This is a genomic window from Streptomyces parvus (assembly GCF_032121415.1).
GTDB classification, from domain to species: domain Bacteria; phylum Actinomycetota; class Actinomycetes; order Streptomycetales; family Streptomycetaceae; genus Streptomyces; species Streptomyces globisporus_A.
This window is the reverse complement of record NZ_CP135079.1, coordinates 7112643-7137183: the sequence shown is the minus strand read 5'-3', so window position 1 is coordinate 7137183 and position 24541 is coordinate 7112643. Positions and strand designations below refer to the sequence as shown.

At 73.5% G+C, this 24541-nt stretch carries 13 protein-coding genes and 1 pseudogene; 9 read left to right on the top strand and 5 right to left on the bottom strand.

Annotated features, from left to right (window positions below; all coding sequences use genetic code 11):
* Positions 1–782 precede the first annotated feature (782 nt).
* The 4 genes from RNL97_RS32970 (at position 783) to RNL97_RS32955 (ending at position 16742) form a co-directional block, all read left to right on the top strand.
* Entirely contained in the window at positions 783–1991 is a 1209-nt protein-coding gene (locus RNL97_RS32970; RefSeq protein ID WP_032766454.1) for an SDR family oxidoreductase, read from the top strand.
* A gap of 67 nt (positions 1992–2058) precedes the next feature.
* Positions 2059–3642, top strand: a complete 1584-nt coding sequence (locus RNL97_RS32965; RefSeq protein WP_030590492.1) for a PfaD family polyunsaturated fatty acid/polyketide biosynthesis protein — start codon at positions 2059–2061, stop codon at positions 3640–3642.
* 50 nt (positions 3643–3692) lie between these two features.
* Complete coding sequence (locus tag RNL97_RS32960; RefSeq protein WP_313751596.1) at positions 3693–9914, top strand: SDR family NAD(P)-dependent oxidoreductase; 6222 nt, start codon at positions 3693–3695, stop codon at positions 9912–9914.
* Between the two features lie 60 nt (positions 9915–9974).
* On the top strand, positions 9975–16742 hold the full coding sequence (locus RNL97_RS32955; protein WP_313751595.1) for a polyketide synthase: 6768 nt from the start codon (positions 9975–9977) through the stop codon (positions 16740–16742).
* 409 nt (positions 16743–17151) lie between these two features.
* Here the strand turns inward: RNL97_RS32955 and RNL97_RS32950 are convergent, their stop codons facing one another.
* Complete coding sequence (locus RNL97_RS32950) at positions 17152–17655, bottom strand: DinB family protein (RefSeq protein WP_030590497.1); 504 nt, start codon at positions 17653–17655, stop codon at positions 17152–17154.
* Positions 17656–17904: 249 nt separating this feature from the next.
* On the opposite strand from RNL97_RS32950, the gene RNL97_RS32945 reads away from it, so the two are divergent.
* A complete protein-coding gene (locus RNL97_RS32945) occupies positions 17905–18213 on the top strand; it encodes a glycosyltransferase (protein WP_243316258.1) in 309 nt (102 codons plus the stop codon).
* A 483-nt stretch (positions 18214–18696) separates the two neighbouring features.
* Here RNL97_RS32945 and RNL97_RS32940 read toward each other — a convergent pair whose 3' ends face one another.
* Both RNL97_RS32940 and RNL97_RS32935 read right to left on the bottom strand, forming a co-directional pair.
* Entirely contained in the window at positions 18697–18957 is a 261-nt protein-coding gene (locus tag RNL97_RS32940) for a LexA family protein (protein ID WP_313751594.1), read from the bottom strand.
* Positions 18954–19193, bottom strand: coding sequence for a hypothetical protein (locus RNL97_RS32935; protein WP_030590506.1), 240 nt, complete (start codon positions 19191–19193; stop codon positions 18954–18956). The genes RNL97_RS32940 and RNL97_RS32935 overlap by 4 nt, the downstream gene beginning before the upstream one ends.
* A 156-nt stretch (positions 19194–19349) precedes the next feature.
* On the opposite strand from RNL97_RS32935, the gene RNL97_RS32930 reads away from it, so the two are divergent.
* The 4 genes from RNL97_RS32930 (at position 19350) to RNL97_RS32915 (ending at position 22798) form a co-directional block, all read left to right on the top strand.
* On the top strand, positions 19350–20153 hold the full coding sequence (locus tag RNL97_RS32930) for an alpha/beta fold hydrolase (protein ID WP_030590509.1): 804 nt from the start codon (positions 19350–19352) through the stop codon (positions 20151–20153).
* Positions 20153–21427 (top strand): PP2C family protein-serine/threonine phosphatase, encoded by a 1275-nt coding sequence (locus RNL97_RS32925; RefSeq protein WP_030590512.1) that lies wholly within the window; start codon positions 20153–20155, stop codon positions 21425–21427. Before RNL97_RS32930 ends, RNL97_RS32925 begins: the two co-directional genes overlap by 1 nt.
* Before the next feature lies 1 nt (position 21428).
* Entirely contained in the window at positions 21429–21782 is a 354-nt protein-coding gene (locus RNL97_RS32920; protein WP_030590515.1) for an STAS domain-containing protein, read from the top strand.
* A 470-nt stretch (positions 21783–22252) separates the two neighbouring features.
* Positions 22253–22798 (top strand): MOSC domain-containing protein, encoded by a 546-nt coding sequence (locus RNL97_RS32915; RefSeq protein ID WP_030590518.1) that lies wholly within the window; start codon positions 22253–22255, stop codon positions 22796–22798.
* Here the strand turns inward: RNL97_RS32915 and RNL97_RS32910 are convergent.
* Together RNL97_RS32910 and RNL97_RS32905 are read right to left on the bottom strand one after the other, a co-directional pair.
* A pseudogene (locus tag RNL97_RS32910) lies at positions 22793–23165 on the bottom strand (IS5/IS1182 family transposase); the annotation flags it as partial. The gene RNL97_RS32915 and the pseudogene RNL97_RS32910 sit on opposite strands and share 6 nt — an antisense overlap.
* A gap of 440 nt (positions 23166–23605) precedes the next feature.
* Positions 23606–24133: a DUF6328 family protein gene (locus RNL97_RS32905; RefSeq protein ID WP_050500158.1), complete on the bottom strand. Its 528-nt coding sequence runs from the start codon at positions 24131–24133 to the stop codon at positions 23606–23608.
* Positions 24134–24541 lie beyond the last annotated feature (408 nt).

Below are 24541 nucleotides of genomic sequence, written 5' to 3'. Positions count from 1 at the left end.
GGACGGAGGTACGGCAGCGTGCGAAGGGCGGGGAAGCCGGCGGGCCGGGCGCACCACCCACCCGGGCCGGTCGCGCTGCCGGGACCGGCGGCCCACCAGGATGCCCGGCGACCGGGACAGCGCCGGCCCGGCCGCGGCGGACCGTCCCGGCTCCGCGGCTGGGTTACCGGACGGTTCCGCGGCAGTCGCCGGCGCCCGCTCTCCGCACCTCACGGCCTCGGTTTTCCGTGCCCCGGCGGGCCCCAGCGCCCGGCGCGCGCGGCCGTGTCCCGGGTCGCGGCCCGCGAGAGCGTGAACCCGGCGTACCGTGACGAGTTCCCCCGAAAGAGGGACCGGCCCCCGAGCGGCGTGCGGGGCCAGCTCTTCGGCGTACTGCGGGTTGAGGACGGTGGCCGGTCCCCGAGCGGCGTGCGACGGCGGCACCTACGGTGGAGCGACATCCTCCGTTCGGGTGACCAGGGCGGATCAATGGGGGTGTTCCGTCCGCCGTCTGCCATTGTGTGCCGAGCGCCGGAGATCACCAGGGTTCGAAGGCCCGGTGAACCCCGTCCGGGACGGGCTTCGGGAGAGCCGGTGGGCACCGGGTCGGCGGGACGATCCGTACTGTGCGCGGTGCGATCGTCCCTGACCGTGGTCGGCGCGGTCGTCGACGACCCGCGCCGCGGGACGGTCGCCGCCGTGCCCCCCGTTTCCGCTTCCGGTCCACCGCCCGCCGGTGCTCCGCCTCCGCACGCCCCGCACGGCAGGGGACCGCCCTTCTCACCGCTCTGGGAGCCACGCTCGTGCACGTCGCACTCACCGGCGCCACCGGATTCCTCGGACTGCGCCTGTTACGTCGTCTGCTCGGCACGCACGCGTCGGTGACGGTCCTGGCCCACGCAGGTTCGGGCGACGCGCTGCACCGCATCACCCGTTCCCTCGAACTGACGGGTGCGCCGAGCGCGTTCCTCGCACAGCTGCCGGAGCGGCTGAGGGTGGTGGAGACCGATCTGGCCCTGCCCCGGCTGGGCCTGTCCGCACGGGCGTTCCGGGAGCTGGCCGACAGCCTCGGCGCGATCTGGCACAGCGCGGGAAGCATCCATCTGGAGGGGGACCTTCCCGAGCTGCGGCGGACCAATGTCGACGGCACCCGCCACGTACTGGAACTGGCCGCCGCCGGGTGCGCGGAACCGGTGGTGCGCCATGTGAGCACCGCGTTCGTGGCCGGCGCGCGGCGCACCGGGGTGGCGTACGAGGACGAACTGGACGACGACGCCGGTTTCGAGAACGCCTACGAACAGTCCAAGTACGAGGCGGAGCTGCTGGTTCACGCCTGGTCCCGCGAGCACGGGCGACCGGCCCTGGTGCTGCGGCCGAGCATCCTCGTCACGGACGTGCCCCCGCACCCGGAGCTGCCTTCGCACCCGCTGCAGGTCGTCGAGCGCATCCTGCGCGACGCCCGACGCGCCACCGTCGCCGCGCCACCGACCGCCGCGAGCCCTCCCGCCGGGGCTCCGGGCGGTCCTTCCCGCGGCGCCCCCGGGTCCCCGGGGCCCGGGGACCGGCCCCGGGTACGGGCGGTGGGGCACCCGCACGGGCGGCTGAACCTGCTGCCGGTGGAGCACGCGGCCGACGTCATGGTCCGGCTGTCCGAACTGCCGTCCTCACACGGGGTCGACACGTACCACGTCGTCCATGACCGCGACGTCCCCGTGCCCACCGTCGTCGCCCTGCTGGAACGGCTCGTCCCCCTCGCGATCGACCTGGTCGACGCCAAGCCGGAGGACCCCTCGGCGTTGGAGACCCTGATCGACTTCTACCCGGGCATCACGGCCTACCTCGCCCATCGGCGGCGGTTCGACGACACCCGGGTGAGGACCCGGCTCGGTCCGGCGGCGGTCTGCGCTCCGGTCGGTCTCGATCGGCTGTGGGCCGGACTGGCCCCGAGGAGCGAGGTGCTCCCCCGGCCCTCGGACACCGCACCCGCCCCTCCGCCCGTCCCCTGCGCCTGAGCGTCCCGTACGTCGCAGTCGGCCAACGCCCGACCAGCAGCAACCGTCCCGTCCCGTTGGAGCTTTCGTGTCCGTTCTCGCCGCTCCCCGCTCCCCTGCCGCGCCCCCGCCGGTCTTCTCCGCCGAGGGGATCGCCGCCCGTGTCCGGCTGATCCGGGAACCCGTGCACGTCGTCAGCGGGCCGGACGGCCGGGAGTTGGGCCTCGCGACCGGGTCCCCGCCCGCCGGCCCGGTGCTCGGCACCCTGCCGCCGCTGTACCCCGAGTGGCTCGGCGGCCGGACTTTCTGCGAGGCGCACGGCGTCCGCTTCCCCTATGTGGCGGGGGAGATGGCGAACGGCATCGCGACCACCGGCATGGTCGCGGCGATGGCGCGGGCGGAGATGATCGGCTTCTTCGGTGCGGGCGGCCTGCCCCTCCCGGAGGTGGAGCGGGCTGTGCGCTCCCTGGCGCAGGAGCTGGGGTCCCGTACGAACTGGGGAGTCAATCTCATCCACTCACCGGCCGAACCGGAGCTGGAGTGGCGGGTCGCGGAGCTTCTCCTGCGGTGCGGTGTTCCCCGGATCTCGGTGTCGGCGTTCATGGAGCTGACCCCGGCGGTCGTCCTGTGCTCGGCGCAGGGGCTGCGCCGGGGTGCGGACGGCGGAGTCGTCCGGCGTACGCGGCTGCTCGCGAAGCTCTCCCGTCCCGAGGTGGCCGAAAGGTTCCTCGCCCCCGCCCCACCCGCTCTGCTGGACCTTCTTGTCGCGCGGGGGAGCCTGACCCGCGAGGAGGCGGCCCTGGCGGCCCTGGTGCCGGTGGCGGAGGACATTACCGTCGAGGCGGACAGCGGCGGGCACACAGACAACCGGCCGTTGTCGGTCGTGCTGCCGCGGATCGCCGCCCTGCGCGACACGGTCTGCCGGCGCTTCGGGTACCGGCGGCCGGTTCGCCTCGGCGCGGCCGGGGGCCTCGGCACCCCGGACGCGGTAGCCGCCGCCTTCGCCCTCGGCGCGTCCTACGTGGTCACCGGTTCGGTGAACCAGACGGCGGTCGAGGCCGGTCTGTCCGATGAGGCCAAGGCGATGCTGTGCGACGCGGACGTCGCCGATGTCGCCATGGCGCCGTCGGCCGACATGTTCGAGCTGGGCGTGAAGCTGCAAGTGCTGTCGCGGGGCACGATGTTCGCCCGGCGGGCCGGCCGCCTGTACACGGCCTACCGTGATCACGGCTCGCTGGAGGAGATCCCGCCCCCGCTGCGTACCGCCATCGAACGCGACGTGCTGGGCGCCCCGTTCGAGGAGGTCTGGCAGCGCACGCGCGCCTTCTGGGAGGAGCGCGATCCGGCGGAGACCGTCCGTGCGGAGGCCGACCCCCGGCACCGCATGGCCCTGGTGTTCCGCTGGTACCTGGGCAGTTCCAGCCGGTGGGCGATCACCGGGGAGAGCGCGCGGCGGGCCGACTACCAGATCTGGTGCGGACCGGCGATGGGCGCGTTCAACCGGTGGGTGGCCGGCACCTTCCTGGCGGAACCGGCCCACCGGTCCGTCACGCAGATCGCCCTCAACCTGCTGGAAGGGGCCGCGACGCTCACCCGCGCCCATCAACTGCGCACGTACGGCGTCCCGTTGCCTTTTGAGGCGTTCACCTACACGCCGCGCGAGCTGGCATGAGCGGCCCCGCCGCAGCACCCTCCGCCGCCGCCCGACCCCGAGGAGAGGCCATGTCCGGCTCCACCCCCCGCCAGGTCCCCATCGCCGTGGTCGGCGTCGGGGCGCTGGTTCCGGGCGCCACGGACGCGGCCGGCTACTGGCGGATCGTGACCGGTGGCCGCGACCTGATCACCGAGGTCCCCGCCTCCCGCTGGCGAGTGGAGGACCACTACGATCCGGACCCGGCCGCCCCCGACAAGACGTACGCCCGGCGGGGCGCCTTCCTTCCCGAGGTGGACTTCGACCCGATGGCCTACGGGGTGCCTCCCGCCAATCTGCCGGCCACGGACACCTCCCAGCTGCTCGCCCTCATGGTCGCCGACCAGGTGTTGAGGGACGCCGGCGGGACGTCCGGGATCGACCGGGACCGGACCGGCGTCGTCCTCGGGGCGGCCGCCCTCGAACTGCTGCCGCACATGTACGGGCGCTCCCAGCGCCCTGCGTGGCTGGCAGGGCTGCGGGAGAGCGGACTCGATGAGGCCGAGGCGCAGGCGGTGTGCGACCGCATCGCCGCCCGCTTCGAGCCGTGGCGCGAGTCGACCTTCCCGGGGCTGCTGGGCAACGTCGTCGCGGGGCGGATCGCCAACCGGTTCGATCTGCACGGTGTCAACCACACCACCGACGCCGCCTGTGCCAGCTCGCTGGCCGCTCTGTCGACGGCGGTCGGGGAACTGTCCCTCGACCGGGCCGACCTGGTCATCAGCGGCGGCGTGGACACCGGGAACGACGTCGGCATGTTCCTGTGCTTCTCCAAGACGCCCGCACTCTCCCCCAGCGGCGACTGCCGCCCGTTCGCGGAGGCGGCGGACGGCACGATGCTGGGTGAGGCGGTCGTGATGTACGCCCTGAAGCGGCTGTCCGACGCGGAGCGCGACGGCGACCGGATCCACGCCGTGATCCGGGGCATCGGCACCTCGTCGGACGGCCGGAGCACAGCGATCTACGCCCCGCTGCCCGAGGGACAGGAACGGGCCCTGCGGCGCGCGTACGACGAGGCAGGCTACGGGCCGGAGACCGTGGAGCTGGTCGAGGCGCACGGCACCGGCACGAAGGCCGGGGACACCGCGGAACTGGCCGCGCTCAACGCGGTGTTCGGCGCTTCGGGACGTCCGGACGGCCAGTGGTGCGCGATCGGCTCGGTGAAGTCGCAGATCGGGCACACCAAGTGCGCGGCGGGTGCGGCGGGGCTGCTCAAGGCGGTGATGGCCCTCCACCACAAGGTGCTCCCGCCCACGGTCAAGGTCGAACGGCCGAACCCGGCGGCCGCCGCCCCCCACGGCCCGTTCTACGTGAACACGGAGGCCCGGCCGTGGGTACGGCCGGCCGGTCATCCGCGCCGGGCGGCGGTGTCGAGTTTCGGCTTCGGCGGCAGCAACTTCCACGTCACGCTGGAGGAATACACCCCGCCGGCCGTGCCCGCTCCGTCATCGAGCGCGCACGCGGACCCCCTTGCGCGCCCCGCGCCGAAGTCCGCCGGCCGCCCTGCCCTGCGCCACCGCACGGCGTCGAGCGAGCTGGTCCTGTTCGGCGCCGCTTCGCCGTCCGCCCTGGTGGAGCGACTGCCGCAGGACGGGCGGCCGCTGGCCGCGCTGGCGAGGGAGAGCCACGCCGCGTTCTCGCCCACCGCCCGGGTGCGGCTGGCCGTCGTCGCCACCGGCACCGATGACCTGCGGGAGAAGTACGCGCAGGCGCTCGCGCTCATCCGGCGGCGCCCCGAGGCGTCGTTCTCGGCCCCTTCCGGAACCCGGTACGCGTACGGGGAGTCCGCGCCCGGCCGCATCGGCTTCCTGTTCCCCGGGCAGGGCTCCCAGTACGTCGGGATGGGGGCCGGGCTCGCGATGCTGGCCCCGGCCGCGCAGGCCGTGTGGGACCGGCTGGGCTCCACCCGCTTCGACGGAAGGCCCCTGCACCGGGCCGTGTTCCCGCCGCCCGCCTTCACCGAGGAGGAGCGCGCCGCCCGAGCGGCCCTGCTGGACGCCACCGAGTGGGCTCAGCCGGCGCTGGCGGTGCACGCGCTCGCGCTGCTGGCGGTGGTGCGGGAACTGGGGCTGCGGCCGGACTGCGTGGCGGGCCACAGTTTCGGCGAACTGGTGGCGCTGCACTGCGCGGGCGCCCTGGACGCGGAGTCGCTGGTGGGTCTGGCGCGTCGCCGCGGCGAGCTGATGCGGGAGGCGGCGGCCACCCCGGGCGCGATGCTGGCGGTGGCGGCGGACCGCGTACGCGTGGCGGAGGTACTGGCCGGCGGTGGCTTCGACGACATCTGGCCGGCCAACCACAACTCGCCCCGTCAGACGGTGCTCTCGGGTTCGGCTGCGGCGGTCGAAAGGGCGAAGAGCGCCTTCTCGGCCGCGGGGATCGCCGCGCGCGGGCTTTCCGCGTCGACCGCCTTCCACAGCCCGCTGGTCGCCCCGGCTGTCGAGCCGCTCGCCGCCCACCTGCGCACGGTGACGTTCTCCGAACCCCTGATCGAGGTCTACGGCAACACGGACGCGGCGCCCTACCCCTCCTGCCCCGACACGGTGCGCCGCCGAGTGGCCGATCACCTCGCCTCGCCGGTCCTCTTCCAGGACCAGATCGAGGCGATGTACGCGGCGGGGGTGCGGACTTTCGTGGAGGTCGGCGCGGGCGCCACGCTCACGGGCCTGGTCGGGCAGATCCTCGGCGACCGTGAGCATGCGGCAGTGCCCATGGACCGGCCGGCCGGGGCGGGCGCCGACACCTTCCACGCCGCACTCGGCCAACTCGCCGTACGGGGCGTACCCCTCGACCTCACCCCCCTCTGGACCCCCTACGCATCGCCCGGAACACCAGCGAAGGAGCGCGAGCCCCGAATGACCGTGAAGATCAGTGGAGCCAACTACGGTCAGCTCCCGCCCTCCGGAACCCCGCGCGTCGAACCGACGCACGCCCCGGATTGCGGGCCGCACCCCGACGCCGTACCGGCTGCCGCCCCGGCACCGGAGGCCGCCGTGCCCGCGCGGGCCCCCGTCGACGTGCCACTGCCACCGGGGTATGTGCCGGCCGCCGCGGCCTCGCAGCAGGAGTTCGCAGCGTCGCACCCCGCAAGGACGCCGGTGGACTCCCGCCCGGTCATCGGCGACGACCGGCAGCTCGCCGTCGAGAGTATCCACCGGCAGACGGCCGAGACCCACCTCGCCTGTCAACGCCTGCTGACGGACAGCCATATGGCCTTCCTGAGAATGACCGAGACGACCCTGGCCGCGCTGCTCGGTGCGCCGGTCCCGGGCGCGGTCCCGGACATGGCAGCCCCCGCTCCGCTGCCGCTCCCCCGCTCCGCCGGACCGCTCGACGTACCGGCCGCGGTGGCGGCGCCGGCTCCCGCCGTCGCTCCCGCCGCACCGGTGGCTCCCGCGGCGGTCCTCGGGGCCGCGACGCCGTGGCGGGTGCCGGAGGCGAGCGTCCCTCCGGAGGGCGACGCGGTGCGCCCCTCGGCTCCGGACTCGGCACCACGGTCCGAACCACCCGCGCGGGACGCGTCGGCACCGGACCCATCGGCGTCGGAGCTGTCTCCGCCGCAGCTGTCCCCCTCGGAGCTGTCTCCCTCCGAGCTGGAGGAGTTGCTCCTGTCGGTGGTGGCCGACCTCACCGGCTATCCGACCGCCATGCTGCACGTGGACATGGACCTGGAGGCGGACCTGGGCGTCGACTCCATCAAGCGGGTCGAGATTCTGTCGGCCGTGCGCCGCCGGGTGGGCGACGTGGCGGCCGGGGACGCCGGGCGGCTCGGCAAGCTCCGTACCCTGCGCGAGATCACCGCGGCACTCGCCTCCGGCGCCCGGACCGCCGGGGCCGCGCCGGAGCCGGACGTCCCTGCCGTGCCCGCGCCCCGCGCGGACGCGTTCGAGGCCTCCCCGGCGGAGGCTCGCGAGGACGCCCCGATCTCCACGACCGTCGACGTCCCGGCCGTCCGGGGCGGCGGATCCGAGCGGGCCGCCGAGGACGCGGCGGCGGACGGGTGGACACCGTTGACCCGGCTGGTGCCGCGCATGGTGGAGTCCCCGGCGTCCGGGCTGGCCACGGCGGGACTGCTGGACGGACCGGTCGTGGTGAGCGGCGAGGACGTGGCGGGGTGCCCGGTCGTCGGCCTCGTGGCCCGGAAGCTGGCGGAGCGCGGTGTGGACGCCACCGCCGTGGCGGAGGTGCCCGAGGGAGCGCGCGGCGTCATCCACCTCGGCGGCCTCTCCGCGAACGGCACACCGGACGAGGCCCGGGAGGTCCACGGCTCGGCGCTCCGCGCGGCGCGCGCGATGGCACCCCGGGCGGCCGGAGGCGGCGGCCTGTTCGTCACCGTTCAGGACACCGGCGGCGACTTCGGGCTCGGCGGCCACACGCCCGGCCGTGCGTGGCTGGGCGGGACGGCCGGACTGGCCAGGACCGCCGCGAAGGAGTGGCCGGACACGCAGGTGAGGGTCCTCGACTGCGAGCGGGGCGGGCGGGATGACGAAGAGGTCGCCGACGCGATCGTGTCCGAACTGCTCGAAGGCGGAGCCGACACGGAGGTCGGCCTTCGCGCGGACGGCACCCGTGCCCTGCTGCGGATGGTGCCCCGCCCGCTCACACCCGGCGGGGCCCCGCGCGTCGGCGAGGACTCCGTGATCGTGGCCACCGGCGGCGCCCGCGGGGTGACCGCCGCCGCGCTGCTCGACCTGGCCAGGACCCACCGGCCGCGGATCGTCCTGCTCGGACGGACGGAGGCCGCCGCCGAGCCCGAGGGCCTGGCATCGGCCACCGACGAACGGGCCCTCACCCGGCTGCTCGCGGAGCGGGCCGGGGATGCGGAGGGGTCCTCGCCCGCCGGGATCGCGGAGGAGGCCCGGAGGATTCTCGCCGCCCGCGAAGTACGGGCGACGCTGGCCGGGTTGGAGGCCGCCGGTTCGCCCGCCCGGTACGTCAGGGTGGATGTCCGCGACGCCGACGCCCTCACCGCGGCACTGCACGACGTGCGCGCGACGTGGGGGCCGGTGACCGGCATCGTGCACGGGGCCGGTGTGCTCGCCGACAAGCGGATCGCGGACAAGTCCGACGAGCAGGCCGAGCTGGTCATGGCCACGAAGGTGGAGGGCCTGCGGGCGCTGCTGACGGCGACGGCGGATGATCCCCTGGACACGATTCTGCTGTTCTCCTCGGTGGCCGCCGTGTTCGGCAACGCGGGCCAGAGCGACTACGCCATGGCCAACGAGATCCTTCAGCAGGTCGCGTCGGCCGAGCAGGCCCGCCGCCCCGGCTGCCTGGTGCGCTGCGTGGCCTGGGGCCCCTGGCAGGGCGGCATGGTCACCCCGGCCCTGGCCGCTCACTTCGGCCGGTCCGGGGTGCCGCTCATCCCCCCGGCCCAGGGGGCCGCGGCCTGCACCGCCGAACTGGACGGTGCGGTCGGCGAGGCCCGTGTCGTGCTGACGGCGGGCGACGGGCCGGCCGCCGCGGACGGGAGGTTGCGCGCGCAGGTGCTGGTCAGCTCGGACACCCTGCCGCAGCTGGCCGACCACGCGCCCGCCGGTGTCCCGGTGCTGCCCGTGGCGCTGGTCCTGAACTGGTTCGCGGGCGCCGCGGCGGCCTGGCTGCCGGCCGAGGGGCAGCTCGTCCTGCGTGATCTTCGGGTGTACCGGAAATACGACCTGCCGGAGCTGGAAGGCGTGGGGCACCGGCTCACCGTGCTCGGCAGCCGGGGCGCGCCCGGCTCCCCGGCCGGGCTGGAGGCGGAGCTGCGGGGCGAGGAGGGCCCGGCGCACTTCCGTGCCGTCGTGGACACCGGTGACGGTGCGCCCGGCCCGTCCTCCTGGGACACTCCGGCGGACCTGAAGCCGCTCGACGTGACCGCGCCGTACGACGGGGGCGTCCTCTTCCACGGCCCCCGGTTCCATGCCCTGCGCGAAGTGCGCGGTGTGTCGGAGCACGGGGCGGAGGCGACGGTCTCGGGCCTGCGGTCCCTGGGCTGGCGGGGCGGGCACGGGCCGCTGGATCCGGCCGCCGTGGACGGCGCGCTCCAACTCGCGCTGCTCTGGGGCGAGAAGGTGCTCGGGACCGCGACCCTGCCGATGTCCGTCGCGGAGTGCCGGGTGTACCGGCGCGGCTCGGTGGACGACGCCGTGCGCTGTGTGGTGCGCGGACGGAAGGCGCACGACACCGGGGCACGCTGCGACGCCGCGCTGATCGGCCCCGGCGGGTCGGTCCTGCTGGAGCTGACCGGCGTCGAACTCGTCAGCCGCCCCTCCTGACCGGGCACTCCCCCTCCTGTCCGAACCCGCCCTCTCCCCCCGCCGTGAAGTGAGACCCGCATGCGTTTCGAACCGATCGCCGTCGTCGGCCGGGGCTGTGTCCTGCCCGGCGCACTGGACCCGGACGGGTTCTGGGAGAACGTCGCCGCCGGGCGTACGAGTCTGACGGCGGCCCCGGAAGGCCGGTGGCGGCTGCCGCGCCACCGGGTCATGGGCACGGTGGACGACCACCTCGACCGCACCTGGAGCGACATCGGGGGGTACGTCGAGGGGTTCGAATCCGTCTTCGACCCGGAAGGCTTCCTCCTCCCCCCGGAGCGGATCGCGGCGCTGGACCCGCTCTTCCACTGGGTGCTGTACGGGGTACGGCAGGCGCTCGCGGAGGCGGGCCGCACCACACCGCTGCGGCGCGGCGGGCTGATCCTGGGCAACCTGTCGTACCCCACCCCCACCGGGGCGGCCTTCGCCGAACACGTCTGGCTGTCGGCGCAGCGCCCGGCGCTCCGCGACGCGCTGCTGAGGGGTGGACGCCGCCCCCGCCCCGATGCCCGCAACCGCTTCTCCTCCGGCCTCCCGGCCCTGCTCGCGGCCCGCGCGCTCGGGCTCGGGGCCGGAGCGTGGTCCCTCGACGCGGCCTGCGCCTCCTCGCTGTACGCGATCAAGCTGGCGTGCGACCGCTTGCACGACGGCACGGCCGACCTGATGGTGGCCGGCGCGGTCAGCCGGCCCGACCCTCTCTACCTGCACGTGGGGTTCTGCGGGCTGTCGGCGACGAGCCGTACGGGGCGCAGCCGCCCCTTCGACCGGGACGCCGACGGCCTGGTGCACGGCGAGGGCGCCGGGTTCGTCGCCCTGACGCGGCTCTCCGACGCCCGCGCGGCGGGGCTCCCCGTCTTCGGCGTGATCCGCGGGGTGGGGCTGTCCAACGACGGGCGGGGATCGGGTCTGATCAGCCCGTCCGAGGAGGGCCAGGTGCGGGCCATGCGCCTGGCGTACGAGGCGGCGGGCGTCGCTCCCGAGTCGGTGTCGCTCGTCGAGTGCCACGCGACGGGAACGCCGGTCGGCGACGCGGTGGAGGCGCGGGGCATGGCCCGGGTCTTCGGGGCCGCCGACGACGTGCCGATCGGTTCGGCGAAGTCCAACATCGGGCATCTGCTGGCCTCGGCGGGCGTGGCGGGGCTGCTGAAGGTGCTGGGTGCGATGCGCGCCGGGGTGCGCCCGGCGACACTCGGCGCGCGTCGCCCGCTGGACGCTCTGTCGGGCACGCCGTTGCGCGTGCTGGACACGCCGGAGGAGTGGGCGGGGCCCCGCAGGGCGGCGGTCAGCGCGTTCGGGTTCGGCGGGACCAACGCCCACCTGCTCCTCGACGGCCCGGACGTCGCTCCCCCGCCCTCCGTGCCCCGGCCGGCGTACGGGCCCCGGTCCACCGCGCGGCGGGCCGCACCGGCGGACCGGGCACCGCAGGCCCCGGTTCAGGGACCCGACGCGCCGGACGGGCCGGCCGCGGCAGCCGACAGCGGTGCGCCGGGCGACCGTACGCCCGGGGCATGCGCGGTACCCGTGGCGATCGTCGCCATCGGGGCGCGGGTCGGGGAGGGAACGTCGGTCGAGGACCTCCGCCGGGCGGTGCTGGGCGGTGAACGGCGCGGCCCGGTCGCGGAGATCGCCGTGCAGCTGACGGGCCTGTGCTTCCCCCCGCTGGCCCTGGAGCGGACCGTACGCCATCAGCTCCTGGTGCTGGAGGCCGCCCGGGAGGCCGCCCGGTCGGTGAGCCTGCCCCGGGAGCGGACCATGGTGGTCATCGGTACCGGGGTGGACCCGGAGGTGGCCCGGGCGGGCGCGCGCTGGCGGATTCTCCACTGGCTGGAGGAGTCGGGGGTGCCCGTCACCGCGGCGTCGGCGGACCTCGCCCGGGACGCCTTCACCCCGCCCATGACGGCGGAGGGGGTGGTGGGCAGCATGCCGAACCTGGCGGCGAACCGCATCAGCACCCAACTGGACCTGGCGGGACCGAGTTTCACGGTGTCCGCCGAGGAGGCCTCGGGGCTGGTGGCGCTGGAGGCCGCGGCCCGCGCCCTGCGGTCGGGGGAGGCCGACGCGGCACTCGTCGGCGCCACCGACCTGTCCTGCGAGGCGGTCCACCGGGCCGCCCTGCGGGAGACCGCTCCCGGCGTGGAGCCCGGTGACGCGGCGGTCGTCCTGGTCCTCAAGCCGCTGGAGGCAGCCCGCCGGGACGGGGACACCGTCGTCGCCGTGCTGGACGAGGAAGCCGGCGACGAACCCGACATGGTCATCGGCGACGGCCCGGACGCGGGGTTCGATCCGGCCTCCGCCTTCGGGCGCGCCCATGCGGCATCCGGGCTGGTGTCCGTCGCCGTCGCGGCGCTCTCGCTCCAGCACCGCGCGGTCCCCCGCCCCGACGCGCCCGCCGACACGGCGGCCGTCGCCCACACCGCGCGGGCCGTCGCCGTCCCGGCGGAGGGGCCGGCCATGAGCGTCCGGCTGCGCGCCGGGGACCCCCGGCCGTGGCTGCCGGGCCCCGCCCCGCGCCTGCGCGTCTTCTCCGGGGCGGACCGCGCTGAGGTGCTGGCCGCGCTGGAGGCGGGGGCCGAGTCCTCGGCGGGCCCGGCCCGGCTGGCCCTCGTGGCGGACGGCGGCACCGCCTGGGCGGAGCGCCGCGAAGCGGCCCGTCGCTGGCTGGCGGAGGGCGGGGCCCGGCCGGCGGATGTCCTGTACCGGGACGCGCCGGTCGGCGGAGAGACCGCCTTCGTGTACACCAACGGCTCGGCCGCGTACCCCGGGATGGGCCACGCGCTGACGCTGGCGTGCCCGTCGCTGGGCGAGAGCGTCCGTGCGGGGCACCGGGCGATCGGGACGCGGCTGCGCTCCGGGACGGGGCCCGGGGTGCTCGACCAGATCTGGTCCGTCGCCGAACTGGCGGTCTTCCACACCGTGTTCAGCCGTGAGGTGCTGGGCCTGCGGCCGGACGCCGCGATCGGCTACTCCTCGGGCGAGTCGACGGCACTGGTCGCCCTGGGCGCGTGGCCGGACGCCTCGGGGCTGTACGAGGCGACGCGGGAGAGCGGGCTGTTCACCACGGAACTCACGGGTGAGCTGCGGGCGGTGCGGCGCTACTGGCGGCAGCGCGGCATCGGCGGCGACCGCTGGTCGAGCTATCTGGTCGCCGCGCCGCTGGAGGCCGTCCGCACGGAGCTCGCCGGGGAGCGGGCGGTCCATCTGATGGCGGTGAACGCGCCGGGGGTCTGCGTCCTCGGCGGGGAGTCCGGGGCGTGCGCGGCCGTGGTCACCCGGCTGGGCGTGGACCGGGCGATCGAGCTGGACTACGACATGGCCGCCCACGCCCCGGAGTTGGCGGAGGTTCGCGAGGTGTGGCGCGAGGCCCACCGCCGCCCCACGGTCGAGGTGCCGGGGGTCCGGTTCTACAGTGGGGCCACCGGCCGGGCGTACCGTCCGACGACCGAGCGGGCCGCTGAAGCGCTCACGGCTCAGGGACTGGGCACGATCGACTTCGCGGCGACGATCGAGCGGGCGTGGGCGGACGGTGTCCGCGTCTTCGTGGAGCACGGGCCCCGGAAGCTGTGCACGGGCTGGATCAAGCGGATTCTCGGGGACCGGGAGCATCTGGCCGTCGCGCTGGACACCCCGGACGACACCGGGCTGCGGAACCTGTGCCTGGCCGTCGGCGAACTCGTGGTGGCCGGGGTGCCGGTGCGGGCCGACGCGTTGACCGCCCGGCTCGCCGAGGCCGCTACCGGTCTCCCGGCCCCCGGACCGACCGTCACCGTTGCCGTACCCCCGACGCCCTGCCTGCCGCCCCTGGAGTCTGCCGTGACCGTTCTGCCCCGGGCCCCCGAGCTGGTGCCGGTGGCGGAGCAGCCCGCTCCCGCGGAGCGGCCCGGCGCCCCGGTTGCCGCCGCATCCGCCGCCGCGGTGGGGCGGGCGGCCCGGCTGTCCGAGCCGTCGTCCCCGGCGCCGGGGACGACGGGGGTCGCGGGCACGGTCGCCCGGCAGATCCGGCGGGCCGCCCTGGTGCACGAGGAGATCATGGCCGCGCAGGCGGAGGCCCACCGGCGGTTCCTGCATGTCTCCGCCCTGGCCGTCACGGCGCTGAGGGCGGAGGGCCGGGCGGACGCCGGACGCGCGGCGGTTTCCCTGCCCCCGGGAGGCGATTCCCGGGTATCTCCGGGAGGCGGCGCATCCGTACAGCCGGGAGGCGTTGTCTTTGCACCGCCGTCCGCCGCCTTCCCCGTACGACCGTCGTCCACGCCGCCCGTCCCCGTGCGGCCGCGGGGCCCGCTATCAGCCGCGGGCCCCGGCACGGCCCCGGCTCCTTTCCCCGTCCCGGGGGCGAAACCGGTGTTCGACCGGGCGCAGTTGGAGTACCTCGCCTCCGGGGAGATCTCCACCCTGTTCGGTCCGCGCTTCGCCGAGCAGGACCGGTACGCGGTGCAGACCCGGATGCCCGGACCGCCCATGCTCTTCGCCGACCGGGTCACCGCCATCGACGCGGTGCCCGCGGCGCTCGTCCTGCCGGGGCCCGTCCGTACGGACGGGCGGATCTGGACGGAGACCGACATCCTGACCGACAGCTGGTACCTGGACGCGTCGGGACGCATGCCGGCCGGCGTGCTGATCGAGGCGGGACAGGCCGATCTGCTGCTGCTGAGCTGGCTGGGGGCGGACCTGCTCAACCGGGGCGAGCGCGCCTACCGCCTGCTCGGCTGCGAGGTGACGTTCCATGGCGGCCCGCCCCGCCCCGGCGACACCCTGCGCTTCGAGATCCATGTGGACGGCCACGCGGAGGCGGACGGGGTCCGGCTGGCCTTCTTCCACTACGACTGCTACGTGGACGGTGAGTTGCGGCTCAGCGTCCGCGAGGGCCAGGCCGGGTTCTTCACCGCCGCCGAGCTGGCCACCAGTGGCGGGGTGCGCTGGGACCCGGCCGAGCACGCTCCCGGCGAGGGCCTGCCCTTCGACCCTCCGGCCGTACGCTGCGAGCGGACCCGCTTCGGTACGGACCGGGTGCGGGCCCTGGCGCAGGGGTCGCCCGCGGAGTGCTTCGGGCCGGGCTGGGAGGCGACGGCAGCCCATGTGCGGACGCCTCTGCTCGACGGGGAGCGGCTGCGCCTGCTGGACGAGGTCACCGTGTTCGACCCCGTCGGCGGGCCGTGGGGCCGCGGGTATCTGCGCGCCGAGACGGCGGTGTCACCGGACGACTGGTTCTTCACCGGCCACTTCAAGAACGACCCCTGTATGCCGGGCACCCTGATGCTCCAGGGCGGTCTCCAGGCGATGGCCTTCTATCTGACGGCCTCGGGCCACACCGTCGACCGGGACGGCTGGCGTTTCGAGCCGGTCGACGCACAGCCGTCCCGGGCCATGTGCCGCGGCCAGGCGACCCCGGCGTCCCGAAAGATCGTCTACGAGGTGTTCGTCCGGGGCGTCTCGGCCGGGCCGGTGCCGACGCTCCACGCCGATGTCCTCGGGTCGGTGGACGGCAGGAAGGCGTTCCTGGGGCGCGGCATGGCGCTCCGGCTGGTGCCCGACTGGCCGTTGTCGCAGTGGCGGGGCTCGGGTCCGCCCGCCGTGCAGGAGGACGGAGCGCCGGTGCCGCCGCCACGGCTCGGCGGGCTGTCCGGGCACCGGGAGGAAAAGGCGGTGGCCGTCGCGGCCGACGGGTTCCGCTTCGACTACGCGTCGTTGCTGGCATGTGCCTGGGGCAGGCCCAGCGAGGCGTTCGGCACCATGTACGAACCCTTCGACGGCACCCGCAGGGTCGCCAGGCTGCCCGGGCCGCCCTACCACTTCATGAGCCGGATCGTCTCGGTGGACGGCGTCCAGGGCGGCATGCGGGAGGGCAGCGTCGTCGTCGCCGAGTACGACGTACCGGAACGGGCCTGGTACTTCGAGCAGAACCCGTCGCGGTGCATGCCGCTCGCAGTTCTCATGGAGGTCGCGCTGCAGCCTTGCGGGTGGCTGGCCTCGTACGTCGGCAGCGCGACGACCAGCGAGCAGGACCTGCTGTTCCGCAATCTGGACGGAGCGAAGACGGTCACCGGCGAGGTCACCGCCGGGACGCGCACGATCCGCACCCGGGCCGAACTGACCCGTCTCTCGCGCAGCGGGGACATGATCATCGAGTCGTTCCGGGTGGTGTGCACGGCCGACGACGCGCCCCTCGCCGAACTCACCACGGTCTTCGGATACTTCCCCCGGTCGGCCTTCGACGACCAGCCAGGGCTCCCGGTCCCGGCCGAGGAGCGCGCCCGTCTCGACGAGCCCTGCGACCGAGTGGTCGACCTGACCGCCCGGCCCGCCCGCTACTGCGCCGGGGAGCCGCGCCTGCCGGGCCGCATGCTGCTGATGCTGGACCGGGTCACGGGCTCCTGGCCGGAGGGCGGAAGCGCGGGGCTCGGCCGGCTGCGGTCGGAGAAGGACGTGCGCCCGGACGCCTGGTTCTTCCGGGCCCACTTCTTCCAGGACCCGGTGCAGCCCGGCTCCCTGGGGGTCGAGGCCATGTGCCAGCTGCTCCAGTACCACCTGATCGAAGGCGGCGCGGCGGACGGGATCGTCCACCCCCGGTTCGAGCCGGTGCTGTCCGGCCGGGAGACGGTGTGGACGTACCGGGGCCAGATCACCCCCGCCACCCGGCTGATCCGGGTGGACATGGACATCGTGGAGACCGGTACGGACGGACGCGGGCCCTATGCCGTGGCGGACGCGACGCTGTGGGGCGACGACACGTGCATCTACCGGGTACGGGGGCTGGGGATGCGGGTGGTGCCGGGCCCGCCGCCCGTGCGGTGATCTGTTCGATCCTCCCTGCCCGGCTCAGCCACCAGGCCCGGTACGACCGCCGTGCCGGCCGCCGCGGTGCCGGGCAGGTCGCGTTTCCCTACCCGGCGGTGACGCGTACTGTCCGCGGCTGCTCGACCGGCAACTCGCCGCGATGCAGTCTGCCGGCGCCGAGGCCACCCCGTACGGGCCGAGCCTGGGACCACGGTATCGGCGAGGCTGCTGGACGCCCGCGCCCATGGCGTCGGCCTGATCGGCCCTCGCGCCGACTGGTCGAAGAGCCCCTGACCGCCTCTCCGCCCCTGCACGCTGTCGACAGCGCTGCCCGGATGACCGGCTCCAAGGGGCTCAGGGGGCGTGGGCGGTTGGGCCGTCCATAACCGGTCGGCCGGTGCGAGCGGCCTTGTTCACCGGACCTGCGTCACCGCCCGGTCGAGCCGTCGATCTGTTCGCGCAGGATGTCCGCGTGACCGGCGTGCCGGGCCGTTTCCTCGATCATGTGGACCAGCACCCAGCGCATCGACGGCGGCGGGGTCTCGCGCAGGGAGCGGGCACCGGGGCGGTCCAGGTCGGTGCAGGCGCGGGCGACCTCGTTGGCCCGGGCAATCGCCTCACGATAGGCGTCGGCCACGTCCGAGGCGGTGTCGTCTGCGGTCACCGCGCCCTCGTCCTCCCCGAGTTCACTGCCTACGCCGGCGTAGGCCCAGACGAACCAGTTGAGCTCGACGGCCGTCAGGTGCTTGAGCAACTGGAGCAGGCTGGTCCCGGAGGGGACGCCGGCCGTGCGGACCGCGGGCTCCGGGACGCCGGCCGTTTTGGCGAGGACGGATTCACGGAGGTAGTCCAGAAAGGTCAGCAGAGTGGTCTTTTCGTCGGCGTTCAGGCCCGGGGGCCGAAGATCGGGGCGCGGCTCCGTAGTCGTCATGACGGAACCGTAGATGATCGGTTCAAGCTGTTGTGGTCGGCGAGGGTGGCGCGGAGTTCGGGATCGTGGGCCGCCCGGGGAACGGCGGCCGGAACCACGGCTTGGTGCGGGCGGCACAGGGAAGTTGGCGAAGCTCTCCGGTGCCCGGCAGGTGTCGGGATGCGCGAGTGCGCGACAATCCCGCGACGGCCCTGCGATTCTGTGCGCTGACAGACCGTCGGCTCCTGAAGGGCATCACCGCTCATGCGCATGAACCGTCTCACCACCATCGTCCTGGCCGCAGCGTTCGGCTGCGCCGGTGTCCTCGCCGTCGGCCCGGCAGCCGGCGCCTCAGCCTCGTTCGGGTGCCAGTACAAGGTGCTGTGGCCGACCGCCGGAGTGTACGAGAACCCGCACCCGGACAGCGTGGTCGTCAAGACCAAGCACGCCGGCGACATAGTCGGCGCCTCGACCTGCGAGGGCGCCGGCTACAACGAGTACGGCTACGTGCTGGTCGCCACCGACGCGGCAGCCGACGGCCGGGGCTGGATGAGTGCCGAGGCCGTCGTTCAGATCTGACGTACCCGCGCACCTCCGGGGCGGGTGGGCGTAGGAACGACGCAGCGTGTCGGCCTTGCCCCCGAGCCCACACGCCCCGCGCAGCCGCGGTTCCCGCTCCCCCGCCGGGGCGCGGGAGCGGCGGCCCGAAGTCGGTGTGCGGGCGCGGCGACGGAGCAGGTAGATGCCGTGTCCGTGGCGCAGGGCGAGCCCGTCCAGGACGACCGTTGTCTCCAGGAGGCCGTCGCGGCATTACCGCTCCGCAGCCACCTGGGCGTTCGTTCGGGAGCGCCTGTATGCCACGGCCCCGGTGCCACAGAGCGCCGGGCCCCTGCCATCGTCACCTTGGCGGCGCGGCTCGCCAAGACCGTCCGCCGAGGTGACTGTGGCGCCCATACTGCGTTCCGTCACGCGGAGAGCAGTGAGGGCCGAGGTCGCTGTGGACGCGCGCTACCGCGTCCCTCGGGGTGGTGACGGGCAGATACCGAAGCTCCTCCGGCGGGATCATCGGCTCCGCAGTCCCGACGGACGGACGGGCTTCTCCTCGCGCAGAACGCACGAGCTCCAGTCCCGGCCGGTCCGGCTGACCAGGCCGCGCTTCTCGAGCTGGGTGAGCTGGTGGGCGACCGAGCTGGTACTGGAGAGACCGACCCGCGCCCCGATCTTCCGGACCGTGGGCCCGTGCCCGTGCTCGGTGAGCCACACCCGGATGACCGCCAAGACCGCTTCCTGTCGCGCCGTGAGGGGGCGGGGCTCCCGCCTCACGCCGCGTCCGCCTGCCGGTCCCCTCCGGTGAGCCGTCGCAGCTCCACCCGCGCGGCCGGCGACCACCCGGCCGGAGTCGACCAGAAGGGGTGCCAGTGGATGCGGACGGAGAGCAGGAGCAGGCGGCGGCGCAGCTCCGTGGCATGGCGCGGGCTGGGTGCGGCGAGGGCGCGGTAGGTGGCGTGCCAGTCCTGCTGGGCGCGGATCAGGTCGTCGGGGAAAGGGAAGCGGTCCATACCTCCATTAGAACCCCTGTTCGAATCAACGGGCCAGTTCTCAGGGAGTCCAGGGTGTTGTGACCGAGCGCGACAGTTGGTGACTGAGCGCGAAAGGGATCAAGGCGTCAGCCCCCTCTCGCGTTGCGGGTACCAAGAGGTGGAAGACTGGCGGGTATGGATATCCGCCGCAGGAACAACGTCACCGTCACCGGCTGTCCGGATGGGCCGGTGCTCCTACTGGTGCACGGGTTCGGCTGTGATCAGAACATGTGGCGTCTGGTCACCCCGGAGCTGGCGGAGAGCCATCGGTTGGTTCTCTTCGACTACGTGGGCTCAGGTCGGGCGGACCCGTCCGCCTGGGACGAGCGTCGTTACAGCTCGCTGGACGGCTATGCCCAGGACGTGCTGGAGGTGGTCGAGGACCTGGACCTGCGGGATGTGGTGTTCGTGGGGCACTCGGTCAGCGCGATGGTGGGAGTCCTCGCCGCGGCGAAAGCACCGGAGCGCATCGCCCGACTGGTGATGGTCGCTCCCTCCCCCTGCTACATCGACGACGAGGAGTACCGAGGCGGGTTCAGCGCCGAGGACATCGACGAGCTGCTGGAGTCGCTGGAGTCGAACTATCTGGGCTGGTCGGCGGCGATGGCCCCGGTCATCATGGGCAACGATGACCGGCCCGAACTCGGCCAGGAACTGACCGCCTCGTTCTGCGCGACCGACCCTGAGATGGCGCGGGTCTTCGCCCGCACGACGTTCCTGTCCGACAGCCGCGAGGACCTCAAGGCGGTCACGGTGCCGACGCTGATCCTGGAGTGCCGGCAGGACGTCATTGCCCCCCGTGAAGTCGGCGCCTACGTCCACGACGCGATCCCCACCAGCCGGCTGGTCACCCTGGAAGCGACAGGGCACTGTCCGCAGCTGAGCGCACCGCAGGCGACGGCGGCGGCGATCGTCGACTTCGTCGGAGCCGCCTGGTGATGTGCCGCACCGGCCAGGCCCCGGACCCGGGGGAGGAAGAGGACGTCCACGCCACGGACGCGGTCTTCACCTCCTTGCTGGAGGACAGCGCCGAGGAGCTGTACGAGCAGGCTCCGTGCGGGTATCTGTCGACGCTGATGGACGGCACCATCGCGAAGATCAACGCCACGCTGCTGGAGTGGCTGGGGCTGGAGCGGTCCCGGGTGGTGGGACGGATGCGGTTCACCGACCTGCTGACCGTGGGTGGGAAGCTGTACCACGAGACGCACTTCGCCCCCTTGCTTCAGATGAAGGGCGAGGTCAGCGGCATCGCCCTGGACATCAAGGGTGCTGTCGGGCGGATGCCGGTGCTGGTCACCTCGAAGGTGAAGACCAGCGAGGGCGGCGAACCACTGCTGATCCGAACAACCGTCTTCGACGCGCGCGACCGCCGCGCGTACGAGGCCGAGCTGCTGCGTGGCCGCCGAGCGGCCGACGAGGCGCGTCGGCAGGCCGAGGCCGACCGCGTCCGGCTCCAGGAGGCGCTCGCCGTCCTCCAGCAGAGCCTGCTGCCCGCCGAGCTGCCCGCGGTTCCCGGTATGGAAGCCGCCTCCTACTACCACACGGCGTCCCCTGATCTGCTGGGCGGCGACTTCTACGACCTCTTCCCCCTGGACGCCCACCGGTGGGCGTTCTTCCTGGGCGACGTGTGCGGAAAGGGCCCCCAGGCAGCCGCGGTCACCTCGCTGGCCCGCTACACCCTGCGCGCCGCCGCTCTCCATGACTCCGACCCCGTCACGGCGCTCACCACTCTGAATACGGTGCTGCACGATCGGTACTCCAGCGGCGAAGGCCGCTACTGCACCGCCGTATTCGGCGTCCTTCAACCCGAGGACGGCCACGTCGAGGTACACCTGGCCTCCGGAGGGCACCCCTCCACTCTGATCCAGCGCGCCGACGGCAGCGCCGACTACCTCCACACCCCCGGCGGCATGCTCATCGGCGTACTCCCCCAGGCCCGATTCACCGCCGCCCGCGCCCGGCTGCTCCCCGGCGACACCCTCCTCCTGTACACCGACGGCCTGACCGAGGCCCGGACCGGACCAGGCCGCGCGCTGTACGGCGACGAAGCCCTGCGCGCCTTCACCACCGCCCAGCCCGCACAGGGCCCACGGGCATTGATCACGGCGTTGACCGGGCTGCTCGCCTCCTTCGGTGACGGACTCGACGACGACACCGCGCTGCTGGCCCTCGGCGTGCCCGCCCTGTCCGCAACCCCGGGAGTGACAACCTGACATGAGCCCGCTGACGATCACCACCCGCCTCGCCGCCACCGGTCCCGTACTGGAGATCATCGGCGAACTCGACTACGAGACTGCGCCCGAACTACGCAAGGCCGTGGACGGTCTCACCGTCGCGGAAGGGCAATTGCTGGTTCTGGACCTGGCCGGTCTGGACTTCTGCGACTCCAGCGGAATCAGTGCTCTGATCTCAGCCAGAAGCGTGGCCGTCGAGCAGGGCGGCGGAATAGTACTGGCCGCTGTTCCCGCCAACACGGCCCGCACCCTGGGCATCGTCGGTCTGGACCAGGTCTTCACCATCGTCCCGGACGCCGCGACCGCCACCGGCCAAGATCTCATGACAGGCTGAGCACCGGTCCGCGGATCGCGCTCGATCTGCCTGGCCCCGTGGCCCTGCACGACGATTGCTCCTCCGGGGGGGGCGGGCCAGCCTCCTTCCTGGATCCCGCCGGGTTGATGACCCTTGCCTCGCCGAGCGGCACCACGAAGGGGCGGTCCGAGTGCGGGTGGGGGCGCGTACGGTGGGCGTGCCGAGTTGGTCGTAGTGGTCGTGGAACGCCCCCGCGGCCCACATCATCGAACTCGACTGGGACGGGAGCGCCACCGTGAACGGCGTACGGCTGACCGCCATCAAGCCCGGCACCACTCCGGCCGCGGCCCCACCCGCGACAAGGCCCTGTGGCCTCCAGCACCCCGCCCGGACCACTGGCCGTGCCACGGCCCGGTCAGCGCGTCGCCGCCTGCACGCTTCCCTCACAAGGCTGCTTGCACCGCCTCTATGATCGACCGGCCGCAGAACAACGACAGGTGGAGAGCGTGATGCCTGGTCAGGTGACCGCAGTGAGCCGTAACGAGAGGTACTCGTTCAGCAAGCCCAATCGCGATTCCATCAGGCTGCTCACGGGGCTCGGAGTGGAAGGAGACGTTCACGCAGGTGAGACGATCCGTCACCAGTTCCGCATGACCTACGAGCCGAACCTGCCCAACCTGCGCCAGGTCCACCTGATGCACGAAGAACTCTTCGACGAACTCGCGCTCAAAGGCTTTGGAGTCTCTGCGGGCCAGCTCGGCGAGAACATCACCACGCGCGGGACGGACCTTCTGGGCCTGCCCACCGGCACCCTGCTCCATATCGGGGAACAGGCGGTACTTGAGGTGACCGGACTGCGCAACCCGTGCTCGAAGATCAACGACTTCCGCACAGGGCTGCTCGGGGAGGTCTTCGCCATGGACCCTTCGTCCGGCGAGTTCACGTTCAAGTGCGGCGTCATGGCTGTGGTCCGCCGTGGAGGGACCGTCCGCCCCGACGATTCCATCCAGGTCGAGCCCCCGCCGCCCCCTCACCGCCCGCTGGAACGGGTCTAGGTTCTTGTTCCGTGGCCATCGGTGTGCCCGGATGAGGACGACGGCGAGGTGGAGCGCGGTCTGGTGGGCGATGGAGAGTCTGTCCGTTCACCTGGCCAGGCCGCGCCGCTGCCTCAGCCGGTTCATGCATCGCCCGGCCGCGTTGCGTTGCCGATACGCCTCGGTGTCGAAAGCCGGTGGGCGAGTGCCGGCGCGGCCCTCGCCGCAGGTGGCCGATCTGGTCGGACGGCTGGGGGACAACGCAGGTTCCCCGTCGGCGGGGGTGATTGCGGATCTCGCGAGATGAGTACGCGCAGTCCGCCAGGACGGCGTCCGGTCGGGGCCTCGGGCTTCCCGGCCCGCTTCGCGGGACACGCATGCGCCCGAGCTGAACGCAATGGAGCAGACCGCGCCCCGCGGCGGGGACGAAGCCGTCCATGACGAGCTCACCCGGCGAGCCGCAGGCACGTCCGGGCTGACGACGACTGGCTTGCGGGCTTCAGCGAGCAGGTGACGGCGTTGGAAGCGCCCTCACCCGTTTCATCTCGAACACGGTCGCGGCGACGTCGACGGCCGCCAGGCTATGTCGACCACGGCGGCGACCCGGTCCCGGATCGCCGCGGCTGCGGCGCGGGCGTAAGCGACGAGGGGGTGGCGACGTCGGCGCGTGCGGGGCCCTGCCGGGAGTCACCGACGTGGGTGATCGGCTCCAACTGGCGCGCCCAGTCACGGCATCCCGCAGTCGAGCGAGGCCAACAGACCTCTGACCCGCTTGCGGGCGGCCCACGGTGTACACCGGCCAAGGACGGCGCAGGCACAGCAGACACGTCACTGGCCGGCCCCATGGAGCTGGCGCCTTGCCGAGCGGTGGCGAAGGGCCATGGGCAGTGCGTACCAGCAGAGAGCGAACCACAGCATGACCGCCCCCACCAGGATTTCAGCCAGGATGCCCGGCACCACGACCCGCAGAATGAGCAGCAACGTACCCCCGATGGTCAGGGCGAGCAGGACCATCCCCGCGATCATCAAACGGCCGGCCACCTCGACCATCTCGTCCTTCATCCGCTGACCGGAAAGAAAGCGGTGGATGGAAACCGGGGCTATGAGGCACGCGGTTGCCGACGCGCCCGATACCACGGTCGCCACATAGACGATACGGTCAAAGAGTCCCAAATCTCGGAAGAGAGGCGTGAAAGCAACACTGAGCAGGAAGCCGAAAAGGATCTGCACACCGGTCTGCGCGACCCTGGTTTCCTGCAGCACCTCGTTCCATCTCCGGTTCACGCGCTCCCGTGCTGTCTCGGGCTCTTCAGGGACTTCGTCCGACGCACGCCCGTGCGTGCAGGCTGAACGCACAGATACTGGCGACGGCGTCGGGGGCAGCTCAGCTCTCTGCTGAGACGCGGGGGCACAGCGGCAAGGATGGTCGGGCCGACCAGGGGCGTAACCGGCATGCCGTTCAACCATGGCCATAGCAAAGACTCCCTTCGTAGCCCCGTTCAAGTGCCCAGTTGTCCTGCGCATATGACATCGATCGCCGGCAGCGGTTCCGGCCCGTTACCCATGGGGCCACGGCGCGGATGCCCGATTCGGCTGCTCCTCAGGCTGCGCCCCGGGACCAGCGCGGCATCGATGCTGCGCCTGATACGAGGCGGTCTGCCCACGGTCAACGGCAGGCGTGTCCCAGGCCCGCCGGGCGTGGGAAGTGGACTAGGCCGTGGTCCGCCATTCCCGCACGGCCTCACCACACGCAGGGCAGCTCCC

Bases quoted from the DNA above. Each gene is read 5' to 3' on its own strand.
- RNL97_RS32960 (WP_313751596.1), top strand. From the start codon at position 3,693: ATGTCCGGCTCCACCCCCCGCCAGGTCCCCATCGCCGTGGTCGGCGTC.
- RNL97_RS32930 (WP_030590509.1), top strand. From the start codon at position 19,350: ATGGATATCCGCCGCAGGAACAACGTCACCGTCACCGGCTGTCCGGAT.
- RNL97_RS32935 (WP_030590506.1), bottom strand. From the start codon at position 19,193: ATGGACCGCTTCCCTTTCCCCGACGACCTGATCCGCGCCCAGCAGGAC.
- RNL97_RS32955 (WP_313751595.1), top strand. From the start codon at position 9,975: ATGCGTTTCGAACCGATCGCCGTCGTCGGCCGGGGCTGTGTCCTGCCC.
- RNL97_RS32950 (WP_030590497.1), bottom strand. From the start codon at position 17,655: ATGACGACTACGGAGCCGCGCCCCGATCTTCGGCCCCCGGGCCTGAAC.
- RNL97_RS32925 (WP_030590512.1), top strand. From the start codon at position 20,153: ATGTGCCGCACCGGCCAGGCCCCGGACCCGGGGGAGGAAGAGGACGTC.
- RNL97_RS32915 (WP_030590518.1), top strand. From the start codon at position 22,253: ATGCCTGGTCAGGTGACCGCAGTGAGCCGTAACGAGAGGTACTCGTTC.
- RNL97_RS32920 (WP_030590515.1), top strand. From the start codon at position 21,429: ATGAGCCCGCTGACGATCACCACCCGCCTCGCCGCCACCGGTCCCGTA.
- RNL97_RS32945 (WP_243316258.1), top strand. From the start codon at position 17,905: ATGAACCGTCTCACCACCATCGTCCTGGCCGCAGCGTTCGGCTGCGCC.